Genomic DNA, 18,479 nt, shown 5'->3' with positions numbered 1-18,479 from the left:
GAGCTTACCGCATCTGCCGCGCCGGCTCGATCAGCTCGGGCCGCGGGCCTGACAGGCGCTTGTGCATGTGGACCATGAAGGCCATGCCGAAGATCGGCGTCGCCAGGTTGACGACCGGGATCGAGACGAAAGCCGCGATGAACAGGCCTGCGGTGAAGATCGTCGCGGCATTGTCGCGCCGCATCGCTTTTGCATCCTCCGGCGAACGGAAGCGCATTGCGGCGAGCTCGAAATATTCGCGGCCGAGCAGCCAGGCGGCGGCGAGAAAGAAGATCAGGAAGCCGGCGCCGGCCAGAAACACCAGCGGCAGCGCGGCGAGATAGACCACGATGGTCAGCAGTGCAGTCTTGATGCCCTCCAGCACCGCCTGGTTGAACGGCAGCGCCATCCCCGGCCGCTCCGCCGGATAATATTCGCGCTCGACGACCTCGGCGACGTCGTCGACGAAGAAGCTTGCCACCAGCGAGGTGATGGCGGGCATCAGGAACACGCTGCCGAACACGACGCCGAAACCGGCCGCGATCGAGATGATCCAGGACAGCACTTCCAGCGAGGAATGCCAGCTCGGTCCGAGCAGCCCTTCCAGCCAGACCTCGCCATAGGTGGCGAACCAGCTCAGCAGCCGTTGCAGCCCGATGGCCAGCACCACGATCAGCACCAGCGCGAGCCCGATCGACCGCCACAGGATCGAGCGCATCGGCGGCGACATCATTTGCGACAGCGCCTTGACGGCGGCATCCAGCATGGGAACCTCTCACAAAACGATTCCGGAGAGGTAGACACCCCGGGCCGCTTCGGCAAGGGAGGCTGACCCTTGGCCCAGTGAGCCCTAAGGCTCCGCCACGATGCTGGCCCAGCAGGCGATGGCGCTGCAGACCGTGCTCCAGCGGCCGAACCCCTTGTAGATCTGGGCCGCAAGCTGCTCCTGCTGCTTCAAGGTGCCCTCGGCCTTGATCTGGGGGTCGGAGACGTTGCGGATTGCAAGCCAGCGCGGCGCCTTGGCGCCCATCTCCTGCGCCACGAGGCCGAGCACGGCATCGCCCATCTCGGAGACGTCGCCAAGACCCTGAAGCTTGAAATGATTGTCCGAGGTGTCGAAGCCGAAGAAATCGGTCGTGACCACGGAGGACGACAGTTCGCCCGGCTTGACCACGAAGATCTTCGGCGGCCTCGTGTTGTCCTTCGGCAGCTGCCCGGCATTGGCCTTGAACAGCGTTTTGGCGGTTGCGAACTTCGTCGTCCTGGCCGGCTTGCTGGAGAAATGCGCTTGCGCAAACGGCTGCTTCTTGAATTTCGACAGGCAGTCGAAGCGCACGATCGGGCTGACGACGACGTCGCCGACCTCGACCTGCTTGCCGATGCCGCCGGCCGTGCCGGTGGTGATGACGAGCGTCGGCTGCACCTCGGTGATGATCTGGCGCCAGACGTCGATGTTCGGCAGCTGCGGGCCGTCCTGCGACATGTGCGAATCGGATTTGAAGACCACGACCTTCTTCTTGCCGATCGTCGTGGTCCAGAAGCTGCCGAGCCGCTTCAGCTCCGTGGCCGGGCAGCCGTTGCGCATCTTCTTCGAGATGGTTGTGTAGTTGTGCGTGTAAGGCATGTAGTCGTTGTGCGAATCCTTGCCCGGCGTCAGCACGCGGCTGGTTGCGTGGCCTTCATCGACGGTCCAGGTCACGACCAGCACGTCGGCGCGGGGCAGCGGACCCTTGCCGTTGCCCGGCTTCGGCCCGGTCTGCGGCGCGAGCCCCTTGGGCCAGGGAATGTCGGTGAAGCGCGATAGTCCCGTCGAGGTCGAAAAGGCCATGAACTCCCGGCCTTCGGTGCCTTCGGAATCGAAATCGATGATCTCGCGCTGAAAATCCTCGGGCGCGACCTTCGCGGTCTTCTTCACCGCGGCATCCGCGATGCGCTTGACCGTAAAGGTCTCGCGCGGCGGCGGTGTGGTGATCGGATCGAACCCGAGATTTCTCTCAACCCATTTGCGGTCAGCAGGCATCACGCGGTCTCCGCCAATTGTTTTTGACAAACCTATTTCGTTGGTCGGCCAAATCAGCCGATGGTTGCAATCTTAGATCGAAAATCTATTCATGGAATGGTCGGGGCTATTGACCCATTCCGTGCGGGTTTGAGACTGCAGGGCGTTGGCCCCTTCAAAAAAGCTTTCCAGTGAAAATAATCGATCAATCATCTGAACCAAATCGCCGCAGAGATTACACCTATAGTTGAGGTGCGACAATCCGCCTTCCAATCACAAACGGAGGAAGTCATGGCAAGCTCGACGACGCGTGTCACGCTGGCGAACAGCGCCCGTAAATTGCCGAAGGGCGCCAAGCTCGTAGGCGCGGCCGACCCCAAGCAGGAAATCGAGATCAGCGTCCGCCTGCGCGCCAAGCGCGCCGACGACGAAGCGATGATGGCGCTCGGCGCGCAACCGCCGCGCGAACGGCAATACCTTTCCCGCACCGAGTTCGCCGAGCAGATGGGCGCCGATACCGCTGATGTCGCCAAGATCGACGATTTCGCTCATCATAACGACCTCAACGTCAAGAGCGTGCATCTGGCCTCCCGCACGGTGAAGCTGACCGGCACGGTGAAGGCGATGGCTGCGGCGTTCGGCGTCAAGCTCAACAAGGTCAGGCACGATGGCGCGACCTATCGCATGCGCAAGGGCAGTGTACAGATCCCGGCCGAGCTCGAGGGCATCGTGGTCGGCGTGCACGGCCTGGACAACCGGCCGGTGGCGCAGCCGCATTTCCGGCGCAAGCCGCCGCGGAAGGGCGCGACCGCACGGGCAGGGCAGGGTGGCAGCTTCGCGGTTGAAGAGATCGCCAAGCTTTACAACTTCCCGGGCGGCGAGACCGGCGCCGGGCAGTGCATCGCCATCATCGAGCTCAACGACATCGACAACAAGGGCCATCCCACCGGGGCCGGCTACAAGACCTCGGATCTGAAAACCTTCTTCAAGAAGGCGGGCATTCCGATGCCGCAGATCGCGCCCGCAAGCGTCGATGGTGGCGCCAACAAGCCCGGCCATTCCGAGGCCGACGGCGAGGTCGTGCTCGATATCGAGGTGGCCGGCGCCATCGCGCCCGGTGCTAAGATCGTGGTCTATTTCGCGCCCAACACCACCAACGGCTTCATCGATGCGGTGAAGGCCGCCGTTCATGACAACGCGCGAAAACCCTCGGTGATCTCGATCAGCTGGGGTGGACCGGAGGATCCCGAGAGCTCGCAGCAATTCGTCGACGGTCTCAACGAGGCGATCCGTGATGCCGCCGCGATGGGAGTCACTGTCTGCGTTGCCTCGGGTGACAACGGCTCCGCGGACATGGCCGACGGATGGGACGGCAAGCCCCACGCCGATTTCCCGGCGTCCAGCCCGTTTGCGCTGGCCTGCGGCGGGACCAATTTGCGGGCCTCTTCCAACGGGGCGATCACAGAGGTGGTCTGGAACGGCGGTCCGCAGGACGGCGCCGGCGGCGGCGGCGTCAGCGTGATGTTCGCGGAGCCGAAATACCAGGCCAATGCGCATGTGCCGAAATCGCCGGCCCATCGAAGCGGCCGCGGCGTGCCTGACGTCGCCGGCGATGCCGACCCCGCGACCGGCTATCAGATCTTCCTCAACGGCGTCATGACCACGATCGGCGGCACCAGCGCGGTGGCGCCGCTGATGGCCGGACTGATCGCCCGCATCAACGAGGCCACGACGAAGAAATTCGGCAAGACGGTCGGCTTCATCAACCCGCTGATCTATGCCTCGCACGCGCAAGGCGTGTTCCGCGACATTACCGATGGCAACAACGACATCACCGGCTCGCTGCACGGCATGTACAAGGCCGGCCCCGGCTGGGATGCCTGCTCCGGCCTCGGTGTTCCCAACGGCGCGGCATTGCAGAACCTGCTGGCGGCGTAACTGTGCAGGCTCTCTCCTCCGTCATTGCGAGGAGCTCTTGCGACGAAGCAATCCAGAGTCTCCCCGCGGAGGCAGACTGGATTGCTTCCGCCTTCGCCAAGGCTTCGGCGGACAAGTCGCTTCGCTCGCAACGACGGGTGGAGAAAGCCTGCCTACACCGTGTCCAGCGCCTTGCCGCGCACATCAGGGCCGAACAGCGCCATCGCGATCACCACGATCAGCATCGCCGCCGTGATCAGGCCGAACACGCCGGTGACGCCGGCTTCCTTCAGCATGTAGGCAACGATGAAGCCCGAGAAGGTCGCGGAAAGCCGGCTCATCGAATAGACGAGACCTGAGGCCTGCGCGCGGATCTGGGTCGGGAACACCTCGGTCTGGTAGGCGTGATAGGCGTAGGACATCGTCGTGTTGCAGGCGGTCAGCAGCACGCCGCAGACGATCAGCAGCGCCGGCTCGGTCAATTGCGCGAACGCCATGCCGAACACGATGATGGCGATGCAGGCGCCGGCAATGATCCAGCGGCGTTCGAACTTGTCGGCGAAGCTGGCGGCCAGCAGCGGCGAGATCGGATAGGCGAACGCGACGATGAAGGAATATTGCAGACTCTTGGTCACGGTGATGCCCTTCTCCACCAGCAGCGTCGGCACCCAATTGGCAAAACCGTAGAAGCCGAAGGCCTGGCAGAGGTTGAACACCATGAACAGGACGACGAGCGAAACATAGGGCGGCCGGAACAGATCGCCGAAGCCGGTCTGCCGCGCCGTCTGCGTCGTTGGCCAGGCGAGCGTTGCTGCGGGCCCCGGCGCCGCAGCTCCGCCTCTGGCTTCGAGCGTTGCGAGGACCCGGAACGCCTCCTCGGTGCGGCCGTGCCGTGCCAGCCAGAGCGGGCTTTCGGGCAGGAACAAGCGCAGCACCCAGACGATCATGCTGGCGGCGGCGCCGATCAGCACGACCCAGCGCCAGCCCTCGACGTCGTAAGGGGCGAGCGGCACCAGCCACCAGGCGAGGAAGGCGACGATGGGCACGGCGATGAACATGATCGCCTGGTTCACCGCAAAGGCGCGTCCACGCATCCGGCTCGGAACGAGCTCTGTGATGTAGGCATCGATGGTGATGACCTCGACGCCGATGCCGATCCCGGCGAGGAAGCGCCAGAACAGCAGACCTCCTGAGGACGTCTGACAGGCCATGATCACTGACGCCGCGGTATAGCCGAGCAGGGCATAGGTGAAGATCGCGCGCCGACCGAACCGGTCGGCGAGGAAGCCGAGGAAGAAAGTGCCGACGAACAGGCCGGCAAAGGTCGCGGCGACGAAGGCGCCGATGCCGGAGAAGCCGAAGAAGGCCTGCGTCGTCGTGGAGAGCAGTCCGCTGCGCGCCAGGCCCGGGGCGATGTAGCCGGTCAGGAACAGATCGTAGATCTCGAAGCAGCCGCCGAGCGAGAGCAGGACGACGAGCTGCCAGACATGGCCGGTAGCCGGCATCGCCTCGAGCCGTCGCGAGATCTCGTCCGGTCCTGATCGTGCAGCGCCGAGCTCAAAGCCTGTGTCGATGCCGACAACGCTCATAACGTCCTCCCATGGCGCGCGCGGCGCGCGCAGTTCCCGGCGGCTCGTCTCTGTGGTTCTCGCAAGCTCTGCCGGATCGCGCCATGTTGGCGGGGTGGCGCCGGAAATCCAGAAGAACATATCGATGGGAGCGTTCGAGATTTTCGAAGGCGGCCGCTCTTCGCCTCTCCCCGCAAGCGGGGCGAGGGAGCGCGCTACCGTCGCGGATGCAGCTACCCCACCAGCTCCGCCTGCCAGCCTCCCTCGCGCACCTGCTCGGCGATCAGCGACAGCATCAGGCGGCGCATCTCCTCCATCGCGTAGGTCATCGGGCGGTTGCGCAGGCGGCAGAGGTAGAGCGTGCGGGTGAGCTTCGGGTCGATCACCCGACGCGCGACCAGACGGCCGGCGGCGAGCTCCTCTCGTGCAAACAGCTTTGTCGCGATGGTGCAGCCGAGCCCTTCCACCAGCGCGCCGGTCATGCCGGTAATCGAATTGGCGTGCAGAATGGCGCCGCCCTCCAGCCGCTTGAGCAGAACGGGATCATCCAGCAGCGCGCGTGAGGACAGGCCGAGGCCGTAGCGCAACAGGATCAGCGGCAGCCGGCTCAGCTCCTCGAATCGTACAGGGGTTTTGGCTTTGCCGACCAGTTTCGGAATGCCGACCAGGAACATCTCCTCTTCGAGAACCGGCTCCGTGATCAGCTCCTTCTCCGACGGCGGATTGTACACCAGCGCGAGATCGACATTGGAGATCATCAGATGCATCAGCGTCGCGCCGGACAGGCTCTCGGTGAGCGACAGCTTGAGCTTGGGATATTTCGTCAGCACCGTACGCATCAGCTCCACGCCGATAGCCTTGACGCCGGAATTCGCCATGCCGATCGAGATCTCGCCGGCAATGACGCGTGCGCCTTCGCGCACCTCGGTTTCGGCCTCTGCCATCGCGCGCAGGATGATGCGGGCGTGCTCGTAGAGCCGCTCGCCGGCCGCGGTTGGATCCATGCCGCGCGATTTGCGTTCGAACAAAGGCGTGGCGAACTCGGCCTCCAGATTCGAGATATGATGGCTGAGCGCGGACTGCGCGACATTGACCTGGTCCGCCGCGCGCGACAGGTTCCGCTGTTCGTAGACGGCAATGAAATAGCGGAGCTGCCTCGAATCCATGGGGTCCAGCGTTCTAGAACTGCGAAGGCAGTCTTCGACAGTTTATATTTTTCAGATGGGTTGTGAAGACCTAGTCTCTTGCCCCGACGGACAGGAGTGACGGATGGCTGAAACCGGATTGCCGCTTGAAGGCGTGCGGGTTGTCGAGATGACCCACATGGTGATGGGCCCGACCTGCGGCATGATCCTCGCGCAGTTAGGGGCCGATGTGATCAAGGTCGAGCCGCCCGCCGGCGACAAGACCCGTTCCCTCGGCGGCATGGGCACGGCGTTCTTTCCGCTGTTCAACCGCGGCAAACGGAGCGTCGTGCTGGATTTCGAGCAGCCTGCGGACCGCGACATCATGCACCGGCTGCTGGAGACCGCCGATGTGTTCCTGGAGAATTTTCGCGACGGCCAGCTCGAGAAGCAGGGGCTCGGTGCCGAGGAATTGCGGCGACGGCATCCGCATCTGATCGTTGCCGGCCACAAGGGCTTTCTGTCCGGCCCCTATGAGCATCGCCCCGCGCTCGACGAAGTCGTGCAGATGATGTCGGGACTCGCCGCGATGACCGGCACGAAGGAGAAGCCGCAGCGGGTCGGCTCCTCCGCCAACGACATCATGGGCGGGATGTTCGGCGTGATCGCGATCCTCGCCGCGCTCTATCAGAAGCGCGGCGGCAAGCGCGACGGTGCCAATATCCGCATCGGCCTGTTCGAGAACTGCCTGTTCCTGGTCGCCCAGCACATGGTCGAATACGAGATGACCGGCAACAAGCCGCGCTCGATGCCCGAGCGGGAGCATGCCTGGCCGATCTACGACATTTTCGATGCCGCCGGCGACGGACGTATCTTCATCGGCGTCGTGACCGAGGGGCACTGGCAGGCCTTCTGCCGCGAATTCGGCCTGAGCGAGTTTCTCGATGATCCCACCTTGCGCACCACGACCGATCGTATCCTGGCGCGGCCGCGGATTCTTCCGCGGGTGGCCGAAATCATCCGGCAGCAGGACGTGGCGGAGCTGTCGCAAAGGCTCGATGCGCTCAACATCTGCTTCTCGCCGATCAACCGGCCCGAGGATCTTCTCACCGATCCGCATGTGCTGCGACCGGGCGGGCTCGTCACCAATATCACCGCCGATGGCAAGCCATTCCACGTGCCGACGCTGCCGCTCGAATGGAACGGCCATCATTTTGGCGAAGGCCTGAAGGTCGCCCCGCTCGGGGCCGACACATCCGCCGTTCGTGCCGAGATCGACAACAACGACGTCACGTCAAAAGCCGCTGGGAGGCACGCATGAGCCGGATCGAGACGATTTACCCCGCTGATCGCGTTGTCCTGCGCGAGGTGGGCCTGCGCGACGGACTTCAGCTGGTGAAGGCGTTTCCGTCGACCGAGGCCAAGCAGCGCTGGGTGCGCGAGGAATACGCAGCTGGCGTCAGGCATTTCGAGGTCGGCTCGTTCCTGCCGGCAAAAACCTTTCCGCAATTCGTCGATGTCCGCGAGGTCATCGCGACGCTGGCAAGTCTGCCTGGGGCTCATGGCATCGCGCTTGCGCTCAACGAGCGCGGCGTCAACGAGGCCCTGGAGTCAGGCGTCGGCGAAATCGCCTCGGTGGTGTCGGCGACCGAGGAGCACAGCCAGGCCAACGCGCACCGGTCGCGCGACTCCGCAATCGCCAACATCAAGCGGCTCTGCGAGCTGCGCGATGCCAGCGCTCACAAGCCGCTGGTGAACGCCGCGATCTCGATGGCACTGGGCTGCTCGATCACAGGGGCGGTCGACCCGAAAGAGGTGCTGCGGCTCGTCGACAAATGCCTCGAGGTCGGCGTCGATTTCGTCGCGATCGCCGACACCGTCGGCTATGCCGGGCCGAAGCAGGTGGGCGAGCTATCGCGCGCCGCGGTCAAGCTCGCCGGGAATAGGCCGATCTGCATCCATCTTCACGACACCCGCGGCATGGGCATTGCCAACGCCGCCGCCGCTCTCGACGAAGGCGTCCGCATTCTCGACGGCTCGCTCGGCGGCCTCGGCGGCTGCCCCTTCGCGCCGGGCGCTACCGGCAATGTCGTGTTCGAGGACCTGGTCTTCCTGTGCGAGAGCAAGGGCTTTGCGACCGGCATCGATCTCGACAGGCTGATCGCGGTGCGCAAGATCCTGCGCGAGGAGATGCCCAACGAGCAGCTCTACGGCGGTCTCGCAAGGGCTGGGCTGCCGGGCGGGAGTGCAGCGAAGGCGGCGGAGCGATTCTCTATCAACGATGGCAGCATCGTAGGGTGGGCAAAGCGAAGCGTGCCCACGTCTTCTATCGATCATTGAGAGATCGTGGGCACGGCGCAAGAGCGCCTTTGCCCACCCTACGATTCCCGACTCTGTGCGAGATACCCCTCAAACAACCGTCTTCTTGGCAAAGTCACTCATGCCGATGCCCGTGCTTCCGGGCCTTCGCCGGCTTTCCCTCCCCTGTCGGGATCATCACCACGCGCCCGTAACGCACGCCACGCTCGGCGATGATGTGATCGGCAAAATGTCTGACCTCGGCGGCGTCGCCCTTCAGCGCCGTCATTTCCATGCAATTGTTGTCGTCGAGATGGACGTGCAGGGTCGCGAGTGCGAGGTCGTGATGGCCGTGGAATTCCTGCACCAGCCGCTTCGACAGGTCACGCGCGGCGTGGTCGTAGACATAGACGAGGCCGGCGACGCAGGGGCCGCCCTGCGCGGAGTCCTCGCTCGATTGCTGCAGTCCCGCCCGCGCGAGATCACGGATGATCTCGCTGCGGTTCTGGTAACCGCGCGCCTCCGCCGCGGCATCGATCTCCGCCAGAAGATCGTCCTCGATCGTGATCGTAATCCGCTGCATCAGGTCCTCTCCGCGCGCCGCCGAACGGACCTGTTCTACACGGATTCTGACGTTCTCACAGCCGCGTTGCGCGCAGCCGCAGCGCATTGCCGACCACGCTGACCGAGGACAGCGCCATCGCCGCCGCGGCGATGATCGGCGACAGCAGCACGCCAAAGGCGGGATAGAGGATGCCGGCGGCAATCGGAATGCCGGCCGCGTTGTAGATGAAGGCGAAGAACAGGTTCTGCCTGATATTGCTCATCGTCGCCTGCGATAGCCTTCGCGCCCGCGCGATGCCGATGAGGTCGCCCTTCAGCAGGGTGACGCCCGCGCTCTCCATCGCGACGTCAGTGCCGGTGCCCATGGCGATGCCGACCTCGGCCGCCGCCAGCGCGGGGGCATCGTTGACGCCGTCGCCGGCCATCGCGACGCTGCGGCCGGCCTCTTGCAGTTTCGTCACGACCGCGCTCTTCTGGTCGGGCAGCACCTCGGCCTCGACATCGGCAATACCGAGCCGGCGCGCGACGGCTTCGGCCGTGGTGCGGTTGTCGCCGGTCAGCATGATCACCTTGATGCCTTCGGCGGCGAGCGCCTTCAGCGCCTCCGGGGTCGAGGCCTTGACCGGATCGGCGATCGCGAACAGTCCGGCAAGCCGGCCGTCGACGGCCATGTTGATGACGGTGGCGCCGTCGCCGCGCAGGCGTTCGGCCTCCGCGTCGAGCGTCTTCGTGTCGATGCCGATGGATGTCAGATATTTTGCGTTGCCGAGCACGACGCTCTTGCCATCGACCTTGCCGGTCGCACCTTTGCCCGTGGGGGAGTCGAACGCTTCGACCTGGCCGAGGGCGAGTTGCTTCTCCTTCGCCGCGCGCACGATCGCATCGGCCAGCGGATGCTCGCTGGCGCGCTCGACGCTGGCCGCAAGCCGCAGGATGTCATCCTCGGCAAAGCCCGATGCCGGCACGATCGCCACCACCTTGGGCTTGCCCTCGGTCAGCGTGCCGGTCTTGTCGACGACGAGCGTATCGATCTTCTCCATCCGCTCCAGCGCCTCGGCGTTCTTGATCAGCACGCCGGCCTGCGCGCCGCGGCCGACGCCGACCATGATCGACATCGGCGTCGCGAGGCCCAGCGCACACGGGCAGGCGATGATCAGCACGCTGACGGCGGCGACGAGGCCGAAGGCCAGCCGCGGTTCAGGTCCGAACCAGGCCCAGGCTGCAAACGCGGCGATCGCGACGACGATGACCGCCGGCACGAACCAGCCCGCGACCTGGTCGGCCAGCCGCTGGATCGGCGCGCGCGAGCGCTGTGCGTCCGCGACCATCTGCACGATCTGCGACAGCAGCGTGTCGCGCCCGACCTTGTCGGCGCGCATGATGAAGCTGCCGGACTGGTTGAGCGTTCCCGCGATCACCTTGGCGTCGACGTCCTTGGTGACGGGCATGGATTCGCCCGTGACCAGCGATTCGTCGAGCGAGGAGCGGCCTTCGAGAATGATGCCGTCGACCGGCACCTTCTCGCCGGGACGAACGCGCAGGCGGTCGCCGGCATGGAGCGTGTCGATCTCGACCTCATGCTCGCTACCGTCGGCGTCGACGCGCCGTGCGGTCTTCGGTGCGAGCTGGAGCAGCGCCTTGATCGCGCCCGATGTCGCATCGCGAGCGCGCAGCTCCAGCACCTGGCCGAGCAGCACCAGCACCGTGATCACGGCGGCCGCCTCGAAATAGACCGCGACCGCGCCCTCATGGCCGCGGAAGGTGTCAGGGAAGATCTGCGGCGCGAGCGTGCCGATCAGGCTGTAAACGTAAGCGACGCCCGTGCCCATCGCGATCAGCGTGAACATGTTGAGATTGCGCGTCAGCAGCGACTGCCAGCCGCGGACAAGGAACGGCCAGCCGGCCCAGAGCACCACGGGCGTTGCGAAGACGAGCTGGATCCAGTTCGACACGACAGGGTCGATCCAGTTATGCGGTCCGGCGAGATGGCCCCCCATCTCAAGCACCACGGGCGGCAATGCCAAAGCACCGCCGATCCAGAACCGCCGCGTCATGTCGGCAAGCTCCGGATTGGGGCCGCTCTCAAGACTCGCGACCTCCGGCTCCAGCGCCATGCCGCAGATCGGGCAGCTGCCGGGTCCGACCTGGCGGATCTGCGGATGCATCGGGCAGGTGTAGATCGTGCCCGCGGGCATCGCCGGCTCGGTCGACTTGTCCTTGGTGAGGTATCTGGCGGGATCGGCTACGAATTTGCTGCGGCAACCGGCGGAGCAGAAATGGAAGGTCTCGCCGTGATGCGCGAACTGGTGCTTCGACGTCGCGGGATCGACCGTCATGCCGCAGACCGGGTCTTTGACCTTCACCGCAGCGTCACCGTGGTCATGGTCGTGATGACGGGCATGGCCGGCGTGATCACCGTGTCCACCGCAGCAGGACGAGGTCGCGGGCTTTGCCGCAGTCGGCGCCGCTTTCGCGGAACAGCCGCATCCGGAATGCGGCTCCGCTTCGTGGTGATGCCCGTGTTCGTTGTTCATTGCCCTGCTCCGGCCCTGTGCCTGGTCTTGGATCCGGTCTTGCAACCTATACCCGGTAGGGGTATATAGACCCCATGCGCATGGACATCAAGGCATCTGTCGGAAAACGTCTCGGCCGGATCGAGGGCCAGGTTCGCGGCCTGTCGAAAATGGTAGAGGAAGACCGCTACTGCATCGACATCGTCACGCAGATCGCGGCGGTGCGCGCCGCGCTGCGCCGGGTCGAGGAAGAGGTCCTGAAGGACCACGTCGCCCATTGCGTCGAGCACGCCATCGCCAGCGGCGACAAGGCCGACCAGCGCGAGAAGATCGCAGAGCTGATGGCGGTGATTGGAAGGGCGGAGCGGTAGCGCGTGCTCTCGCTGTTGTCATTGCATCGTCGCAAGAGCTCCTCGCAACGGCGCTTGTTGCGCGAGTATCGCGCTACGTTTTCCGCTGTCGTCCCGGCGAAGGCCGGGATCCATAACCACAGGCGGTGATTTGGCGAAGACTCGTCGTTCGATCTTTTACCGCCCGCGATTGATAGATTCCGCGGTATGGATCCCGGCCTTCGCCGGGACGACGGCTGTTTATGCCGCTCTTTCGCGAGCTAGCCGGCGGCGCCGCGGGCGGTATATCGCCAACCTCTTCAGCAGCGGCAAATGCTCGGAGTCGGTGCCGCGTTCGGCCGGTTCGGCGCTCACTTGCTCAGCCGAAGCCGGCGCTTCTTCGTCAATCGCTTCAGGAACGAGCGGCGGCGCACTGACCGTTTCTGGAAACACACCGAATGAGCCCGCCACCTCCTCGAGCGGCTTTTGCTTGTCGGCCCAGTGCAAGGCTGTGTAGTCGAAGCCGTGCACGATGGTGGGTTTGACCACTTCGAAATAGGGCGAGATGTCGAAGTCGCGGGGCATATAGAGCGAGGAATCGCGGATGTGCAGGATCTCGCGGCGCGCGGCGCGGCTGCCGGCCTTGGTGATCTTGGGCAGGATCGGATAGCGCACGGCATCGAATGCTTGGGCGATCAGCGCCGAGCAGATGATCTTGGTCGGGTCGCCCGAGCCGAGCGCGATCATGCGCCGCCGCCAGCGTTGCGGCACCGGCAGCGGAAACAGGAAGCGCATCAGATCGATGATGTTCTTGGTGTCGTAGCCGAAGCCGATGCGGTTGATCGCATAGCGGCACACCGTGGTGCGATCCTCGTAGGACAGCCCGACCGGACGGCAGACGCGGGTGTGATAGGGGAAATATTTCGACAGCGGCGCGGAGGTGACGCCTTCGCCGATATTGGCCTCGATCAGCACATGCGGCTCGCCGTCGGGCTCGACCGCGCCCTCGACCGGACCGACATAGAGCGCGGCATGCGACCAGGTCGACTGCGTCAGATATTTGATGATGCCGGAGATGCGGTTGTTGCCCTCGACCAGCATGACGTCGCCTGGCTGGATCACGCCGCGCAGATGCTCGGGGTCGCTCGGCGTGAACGGCTCGTAGCCCGGCACCTCTTTCGAGAGGTAGGCGGCTATCACCTTGCCGACTGAATCTAGCACCGTCCCCATGAACTCTCCCCGGGCCTTTCTGGCCGTGTTTTTTCCATCTGTAGCATGGTCGAAACCTGTTGCAATTCGGTTCATGGCTCTGTGAGTTCAAGTACGATTGATTCACCATGATGGTTGCTGCGCAACATCAGATGCGGCAAGGTTCGCCTGCTGTTCCCGTTCGCCGCAAGTCTCCGGAAACCATGACATGACAATCACGCGCCGCAGCTTCCTATCGGCGTCGGCGGCCTTTGCTGCAGCGCCGGTCCTGCGCGCAACCGCCGCGCCCCTGCCGCGCGAGGCTGACATCGTCGTGATCGGCGCCGGCGCGGCCGGCATCGCTGCGGCGCGGCGCATCATGGCGGCCAATCGCAAGGTCGTCGTGGTGGAGGCGGCGCCGCAGATCGGCGGACGCTGCATCACGGATAGCTCGACCTTCGACGTGCCGTTCGATCGCGGCGCGCGCTGGATGCACAATCCCGATACCAATCCGATGATCCGGCTGGCGCGCAGCGCGGGGCTCGACGTCTCGCCGGCCCCGTCAGGCCAGAAGATGCGCATCGGCCGCCGCAATGCCCGCGCGGGCGAGACCGAGGAGTTTCTGGCGGCACTGGTGCGCGCAAACAGGGCCATCGACGAAGCGGCACGCGGCAAGCTCGATACGTCCTGCGCCTCGGTCCTGCCGAAGGATCTCGGCGACTGGGCCGGCGCCGCCGAATTCGTCCTCGGTGCGAGCTTTGCCGGCAAGGATCTGAAAGAGCTGTCGGCGATCGACAAGGCGCGCGCGCAGGACCGCAATGCTCCGATCGCCTGCCGTCAGGGTCTGGGCACCCTGATCGCCAGGCTCGGCGAGCAGGTGCCGACGGTGCTTTCGACGCCGGCAAGCCGGATTCTCTGGAGCAATCGCGACGTCAGCGTGGAGACGCAGGCCGGCAAGATCGCCGCGCGTGCCGTCATCGTCACGGTCTCGACCAACGTGCTCACATCGGGCGCGATCAAGTTCGCCCCGGACATTCCCAAGCGCGCGCTCGATGCGGCGTCAAAGCTCACGCTCGGCAGCTACGATCACATCGTGCTGCAATTGCCGGGCAATCCGCTCGGGCTCTCGCGCGACGACATCCTGATCGAGCAGAGCAATACGGCGCGCACCGCGCTGATGTACGCCAATATCGGCGGATCCTCGCTGTGCTCGATCGACGTCGGCGGCGCCTTCGGCCGCGATCTCTCGGCGCAGGGCGAGAATGCGATGGCGGCCTTCGCCAAAGAGTGGATCACAAAACTGTTCGGAAGCGAGACCGCGGCCGCCGTGCAGAAGACCGCCGTGACGCGCTGGAACGCGTCGCCCTATGTCATGGGCGCGATGTCGGCGTCCTCGCCTGGTGGCCAGCTCTCGCGCAAGGTCCTGACCGAGCCGATCGGCAACATGTTCCTTGCCGGCGAAGCCACCCATGAAACGCTGTGGGGCACCGTCGACGGCGCCTGGGACAGCGGCGAGCGCGCCGCGGACGCCGCACTGCGCAAGATCGGCGCGCTGAAGGACGAGCCGGCCGACGTGCCGACGCAATCGACCAAGCGGCGGCGTGTCCCGCGGCAGTGATGCGGACTAACGCAACACCCCGTCCAGCACCGGAAGCCCGGTGATCACAGCGATCGCGATCAGCGCGTAGCAGATTCGGCGAAACACCGTCTCACTCGCACGGCCGAACAGCGAGGCGCCGAAGGCGACGCCGAGCGCATAGACCGGACCGACGATCAGCGACAGCACCAGCGACTCACGCGAGATCAGGCCAGTGGTGGCGTAGCTGACCATCGAGAAGCAGTCGGACCCGCCGAAGAACAGCACGATATTGGCGCGCGCGACGATCGGCGCAATGGGGCGGCCGAGCCAGTAGCCGACGATCGGCGGCCCGCCGGTCTGCGCCAGGCCGCTGCAGAAGCCGGAGAGGCCGCCGATGCCGACCGAAAGCCAAAGGTGATCCTTGCCGCGATAGCGCCAGCCCGACAGCAGCAGAAGCAGCAGCGCGGCGACGAAGCCGGAGATGATCCAGCGCGTCGTGACGGGCTGGAGCACGCTAAGCAAATAGGTGCCGAGCGGCACGCCGACCAGCGCGCCCAGTACGATCACGCCGGTGGCCTTGCGGTCAGCCTTCCGCCATGCGTCGGGCAGCATCGGCGCGGCCGCGACGAAATCGATGACGAGCAGCAGCGCTGCGACCAGGCGCGGCGCCGCGACGCTGCTCGCCAGCGGCATGAAGATCAGCGCCGCGCCGAAGCCGGAGAAGCCGCGCGCAGTGCCCGAAACGAAAGCGATGGCGCAGAGCGCCATCGCGGTGGAGAGGCTGACGTCCTTCGGGAGGAAGTCGGTGATACTCATACCCTGTCATTCCAGGGCATCACGCCCGCAAGATGCCGCCGGTCTTCTTCGTGACCTCCGCCACGATCTTCGCGGCGACGGCCTCGATCTCCTGGTCGGTCAGCGTCTTCTCGCGCGGCTGCAGCGTCACCGCCACTGCGATCGACTTCTTGCCGTCGTCGATGCCCTTGCCCTCATAGACGTCGAAGACGTTGACGCCGGTGATCAGCTTCTTGTCCGCGGCTTGCGCCGCGCGCACGATGTCCGCAGCCTTCACGGCGCGGTCGACGATGAAGGCGAAGTCGCGCGAGACGGGCTGGAACGCCGACAGCTCGATCAGCGGCTTGGCACGGGTCGGCTTCTTCTTGGCCTCGGGAATGCGGTCGAGGATCACCTCGAACACCACGACCGGGCCGTTCGCGCCGAGCGTTTCCAGTGCGCGCGGATGCATCTCGCCGAACGTGCCGAGCACGTTCTGCGGTCCGATCTGGATCGTGCCGGAGCGACCGGGATGCAGCCAGGCCGGACCGCCCGCGACGATCTGCAACGCCTGCATCGGCGCACCGCTTGCTGCCAACACCGCGAGCGCGTCGGCCTTGGCGTCGAACACGTCGGCCTGTGCCGAGCCCGTCCAGTGACGGCCGAGTCCTTCGGACGCAGCCAGGCCGCGCCGCACGCCGCTCGCCGCCATGAACTGATCCTGCGGGCGATCGCCCTTGAAGACCTGCCCGACCTCGAACAGGGCAACATCGCCATAGCCGCGATCGGCATTGGCCTGCGCGGCCGCGATCAGGCCCGCCAGCAGCGTCGGACGCATATCGGAGAGATCAGCCGCGATCGGATTCGCCACTTCGAGCTCGCGCTGTCCGCCGCCGAACAATTGCGCCGCCGGCTTGGTGATGAAGGACCACGTCACCGCCTCGACCATGCCGCGGCTCGCCAGCGCGCGCCGCGCGCGGCGGGTGCGAAGCTGGAGCGGCGTCAGCACCGGTTTGCGCGCGTCCTCGCCGCGCTCGAACGGCGTCATCGGAACCTTGTCGACGCCATAGATGCGGACGACTTCCTCGACGATGTCGGCCTTGCCGTGCACGTCGGTGCGCCACGAGGGCACCGCGACCTTCACGACCGGGCCCGACCCGGCCATCATGAATCCGAGATGGGTGAGGATGCGCTTCATCTCAGGCATCGGCACCTCGATGCCGGAGAGACGCTTCACCTCGGTCACGGGGAATTCGATGATGCGGTCGTCGCCGAAAGCCTTGCCGACCACGACGTTCTCCGACGGCGTGCCGCCGCACAGCTCCATCACCAGCTTGGTGGCGAGCTCCAGCCCAGGCACCATGAAAGCCGGATCGACGCCGCGCTCGAAGCGGTAGCGCGCGTCCGAGGTGATGCCGAGCCTGCGGCCGGTCTGGGCGATGTTGATCTCGTTCCACAGCGCCGATTCGATCAGCACGTCGGTGGTATCATCGTCGCAGCCCGAGGCCTCGCCGCCCATGATGCCGGCGAGCGATTCGACGCCGTGCTCGTCGGCGATCACGCAAATGGCGGGATCGAGATTGTAGGTGCGGCCGTCGAGCGCAAGCAGGCTCTCGCCCTCGCGCGCGCGGCGCACGACCAGATTGCCCTTGACCTTCTTGGCGTCGAACACGTGCAGCGGCCGCGCGCGGTCGAAGGTCATGAAGTTGGTGATGTCGACCAGCGCGTTGATCGGCCGCAGCCCGATCGCGGTCAGCCGCTTCTGCAACCATTCCGGCGACGGGCCGTTCTTGACGCCCCGCACGAGGCGGAGCGCGAAGCCCGGACAGAGCGTCGCGTCCTCGACCGTGACCTTCACGGGACAGGGAAATTCGCCCTTGATCTGCTTGATGCCGGGATCCCTGAACTTGCCCATGTCGGCGGCGGCGAGGTCGCGCGCAATGCCGTGCACACCGGTGCAGTCCTGCCGGTTCGGCGTCAGATTGATCTCGATCACGGGATCGCCGAGCGCGGCCCATTCGGCGTAAGCAGCGCCGATGGGTGCATCCGCCGGCAACTCCATGATGCCGTCATGGTCGTTGGAGATCTGCAGCTCCGCCGCCGAGCACAGCATGCCGCGGCTCTCGACGCCTCTGATGGTGCCGACGCCGAGCGTGATGTCCTTGCCGGGAATGTAGGTCCCCGGCGGAGAGAACACGCTGACGAGCCCGGCGCGCGCATTCGGCGCCCCGCACACCACCTGCACCGGCGCGCCACCGTCGCCGGTGTCGACCATGCAGACGCGCAGGCGGTCGGCATTGGGATGCTGCTCGGCCGAGATCACCTTCGCGATGGTGAACGCTTTAAGCGCCTTCGCCTTGTCCTCGATGTTCTCGACCTCGAGCCCGATCATGGTGAGCTTGTCGGCGAGCTTTTCCAGCGGCTCGTCGGTCTCGAGATGATCCTTCAGCCAGGAGAGGGTGAATTTCATGGCTGTGTGCCTCGGCTCTTGTCGGTTGAATTGCTTTGCTCGGTGTCAGTGTTCCCTCCCCCCTTGTGGGGGAGGGTCAGGGAGGGGGGTAGCCGCGGATGCCGCACGCAGTTGTGAGCGAGCGTCAGCGCAGCCGGGCGAAGCAACTTCGCCGGACGATGACGCGCGCTGAAACAC

14 protein-coding genes are annotated in these 18,479 nt (G+C 65.4%); 5 read left to right on the top strand and 9 right to left on the bottom strand.

All coding sequences use genetic code 11. The features are described 5' to 3' along the window. Positions 1–4 precede the first annotated feature (4 nt). Both G8O24_RS38865 and G8O24_RS38860 read right to left on the bottom strand, forming a co-directional pair. On the bottom strand, positions 5–745 hold the full coding sequence (locus G8O24_RS38865) for a sulfate transporter family protein (protein WP_188107797.1): 741 nt from the start codon (positions 743–745) through the stop codon (positions 5–7). An 84-nt stretch (positions 746–829) separates the two neighbouring features. Continuing rightward, complete coding sequence (locus G8O24_RS38860) at positions 830–1,999, bottom strand: phosphorylase family protein (RefSeq protein WP_188107796.1); 1,170 nt, start codon at positions 1,997–1,999, stop codon at positions 830–832. Between the two features lie 270 nt (positions 2,000–2,269). Here G8O24_RS38860 and G8O24_RS38855 point away from each other — a divergent pair, with 270 nt between their 5' ends. Further along, positions 2,270–3,916, top strand: a complete 1,647-nt coding sequence (locus G8O24_RS38855) for a S53 family peptidase (RefSeq protein ID WP_188107795.1) — start codon at positions 2,270–2,272, stop codon at positions 3,914–3,916. A 152-nt stretch (positions 3,917–4,068) separates the two neighbouring features. Here G8O24_RS38855 and G8O24_RS38850 read toward each other — a convergent pair whose 3' ends face one another. Both G8O24_RS38850 and G8O24_RS38845 read right to left on the bottom strand, forming a co-directional pair. Then, positions 4,069–5,484, bottom strand: coding sequence for an MFS transporter (locus G8O24_RS38850; protein WP_188107794.1), 1,416 nt, complete (start codon positions 5,482–5,484; stop codon positions 4,069–4,071). 212 nt (positions 5,485–5,696) lie between these two features. Beyond that, positions 5,697–6,629: a LysR family transcriptional regulator gene (locus tag G8O24_RS38845; RefSeq protein ID WP_188107793.1), complete on the bottom strand. Its 933-nt coding sequence runs from the start codon at positions 6,627–6,629 to the stop codon at positions 5,697–5,699. A 103-nt stretch (positions 6,630–6,732) separates the two neighbouring features. Here G8O24_RS38845 and G8O24_RS38840 point away from each other — a divergent pair, with 103 nt between their 5' ends. Together G8O24_RS38840 and G8O24_RS38835 are read left to right on the top strand one after the other, a co-directional pair. Continuing rightward, entirely contained in the window at positions 6,733–7,908 is a 1,176-nt protein-coding gene (locus G8O24_RS38840) for a CoA transferase (RefSeq protein ID WP_188107792.1), read from the top strand. Continuing rightward, a complete protein-coding gene (locus G8O24_RS38835) occupies positions 7,905–8,927 on the top strand; it encodes a hydroxymethylglutaryl-CoA lyase (protein WP_244646287.1) in 1,023 nt (340 codons plus the stop codon). Before G8O24_RS38840 ends, G8O24_RS38835 begins: the two co-directional genes overlap by 4 nt. A 94-nt stretch (positions 8,928–9,021) precedes the next feature. On the opposite strand, the gene nikR is transcribed toward G8O24_RS38835, so the two are convergent. Together nikR and G8O24_RS38825 are read right to left on the bottom strand one after the other, a co-directional pair. Then, positions 9,022–9,468 (bottom strand): nickel-responsive transcriptional regulator NikR, encoded by a 447-nt coding sequence (nikR, locus tag G8O24_RS38830; protein ID WP_188107791.1) that lies wholly within the window; start codon positions 9,466–9,468, stop codon positions 9,022–9,024. Between the two features lie 55 nt (positions 9,469–9,523). Next, on the bottom strand, positions 9,524–11,983 hold the full coding sequence (locus G8O24_RS38825; RefSeq protein ID WP_188107790.1) for a heavy metal translocating P-type ATPase: 2,460 nt from the start codon (positions 11,981–11,983) through the stop codon (positions 9,524–9,526). A gap of 74 nt (positions 11,984–12,057) precedes the next feature. On the opposite strand from G8O24_RS38825, the gene G8O24_RS38820 reads away from it, so the two are divergent. Further along, positions 12,058–12,333 carry a metal-sensitive transcriptional regulator gene (locus G8O24_RS38820; RefSeq protein WP_188107789.1) on the top strand — a complete coding sequence of 92 codons (276 nt, stop codon included), beginning with the start codon at positions 12,058–12,060 and terminating at the stop codon, positions 12,331–12,333. A gap of 219 nt (positions 12,334–12,552) precedes the next feature. Here G8O24_RS38820 and G8O24_RS38815 read toward each other — a convergent pair whose 3' ends face one another. Next, positions 12,553–13,521 (bottom strand): YiiX/YebB-like N1pC/P60 family cysteine hydrolase, encoded by a 969-nt coding sequence (locus G8O24_RS38815; RefSeq protein ID WP_188107788.1) that lies wholly within the window; start codon positions 13,519–13,521, stop codon positions 12,553–12,555. A 187-nt stretch (positions 13,522–13,708) separates the two neighbouring features. Between G8O24_RS38815 and G8O24_RS38810 the strand changes: the two genes are divergently transcribed. Beyond that, positions 13,709–15,097, top strand: a complete 1,389-nt coding sequence (locus G8O24_RS38810; protein ID WP_188107787.1) for a flavin monoamine oxidase family protein — start codon at positions 13,709–13,711, stop codon at positions 15,095–15,097. A 6-nt stretch (positions 15,098–15,103) separates the two neighbouring features. Here G8O24_RS38810 and G8O24_RS38805 read toward each other — a convergent pair whose 3' ends face one another. Continuing rightward, positions 15,104–15,874 carry a sulfite exporter TauE/SafE family protein gene (locus G8O24_RS38805; protein ID WP_188107786.1) on the bottom strand — a complete coding sequence of 257 codons (771 nt, stop codon included), beginning with the start codon at positions 15,872–15,874 and terminating at the stop codon, positions 15,104–15,106. A gap of 19 nt (positions 15,875–15,893) precedes the next feature. Further along, entirely contained in the window at positions 15,894–18,302 is a 2,409-nt protein-coding gene (gene pheT, locus G8O24_RS38800) for a phenylalanine--tRNA ligase subunit beta (protein WP_188107785.1), read from the bottom strand. Positions 18,303–18,479 lie beyond the last annotated feature (177 nt).

Source organism: Bradyrhizobium campsiandrae, from assembly GCF_014529705.1.
Classification (GTDB): domain Bacteria; phylum Pseudomonadota; class Alphaproteobacteria; order Rhizobiales; family Xanthobacteraceae; genus Bradyrhizobium; species Bradyrhizobium campsiandrae.
This window is presented reverse-complemented; position numbering and strand designations above follow the sequence as displayed.

What these genes read in the sequence shown, in the direction of transcription:
- pheT (WP_188107785.1), bottom strand. Translation starts at nt 18,302, where the DNA reads ATGAAATTCACCCTCTCCTGGCTGAAGGATCATCTCGAGACCGACGAG.
- G8O24_RS38845 (WP_188107793.1), bottom strand. Translation starts at nt 6,629, where the DNA reads ATGGATTCGAGGCAGCTCCGCTATTTCATTGCCGTCTACGAACAGCGG.
- G8O24_RS38840 (WP_188107792.1), top strand. Translation starts at nt 6,733, where the DNA reads ATGGCTGAAACCGGATTGCCGCTTGAAGGCGTGCGGGTTGTCGAGATG.
- G8O24_RS38855 (WP_188107795.1), top strand. Translation starts at nt 2,270, where the DNA reads ATGGCAAGCTCGACGACGCGTGTCACGCTGGCGAACAGCGCCCGTAAA.
- G8O24_RS38810 (WP_188107787.1), top strand. Translation starts at nt 13,709, where the DNA reads ATGACAATCACGCGCCGCAGCTTCCTATCGGCGTCGGCGGCCTTTGCT.
- G8O24_RS38860 (WP_188107796.1), bottom strand. Translation starts at nt 1,999, where the DNA reads ATGCCTGCTGACCGCAAATGGGTTGAGAGAAATCTCGGGTTCGATCCG.
- nikR (WP_188107791.1), bottom strand. Translation starts at nt 9,468, where the DNA reads ATGCAGCGGATTACGATCACGATCGAGGACGATCTTCTGGCGGAGATC.
- G8O24_RS38820 (WP_188107789.1), top strand. Translation starts at nt 12,058, where the DNA reads ATGCGCATGGACATCAAGGCATCTGTCGGAAAACGTCTCGGCCGGATC.
- G8O24_RS38815 (WP_188107788.1), bottom strand. Translation starts at nt 13,521, where the DNA reads ATGGGGACGGTGCTAGATTCAGTCGGCAAGGTGATAGCCGCCTACCTC.
- G8O24_RS38825 (WP_188107790.1), bottom strand. Translation starts at nt 11,983, where the DNA reads ATGAACAACGAACACGGGCATCACCACGAAGCGGAGCCGCATTCCGGA.
- G8O24_RS38835 (WP_244646287.1), top strand. Translation starts at nt 7,905, where the DNA reads ATGAGCCGGATCGAGACGATTTACCCCGCTGATCGCGTTGTCCTGCGC.
- G8O24_RS38805 (WP_188107786.1), bottom strand. Translation starts at nt 15,874, where the DNA reads ATGAGTATCACCGACTTCCTCCCGAAGGACGTCAGCCTCTCCACCGCG.
- G8O24_RS38850 (WP_188107794.1), bottom strand. Translation starts at nt 5,484, where the DNA reads ATGAGCGTTGTCGGCATCGACACAGGCTTTGAGCTCGGCGCTGCACGA.
- G8O24_RS38865 (WP_188107797.1), bottom strand. Translation starts at nt 745, where the DNA reads ATGCTGGATGCCGCCGTCAAGGCGCTGTCGCAAATGATGTCGCCGCCG.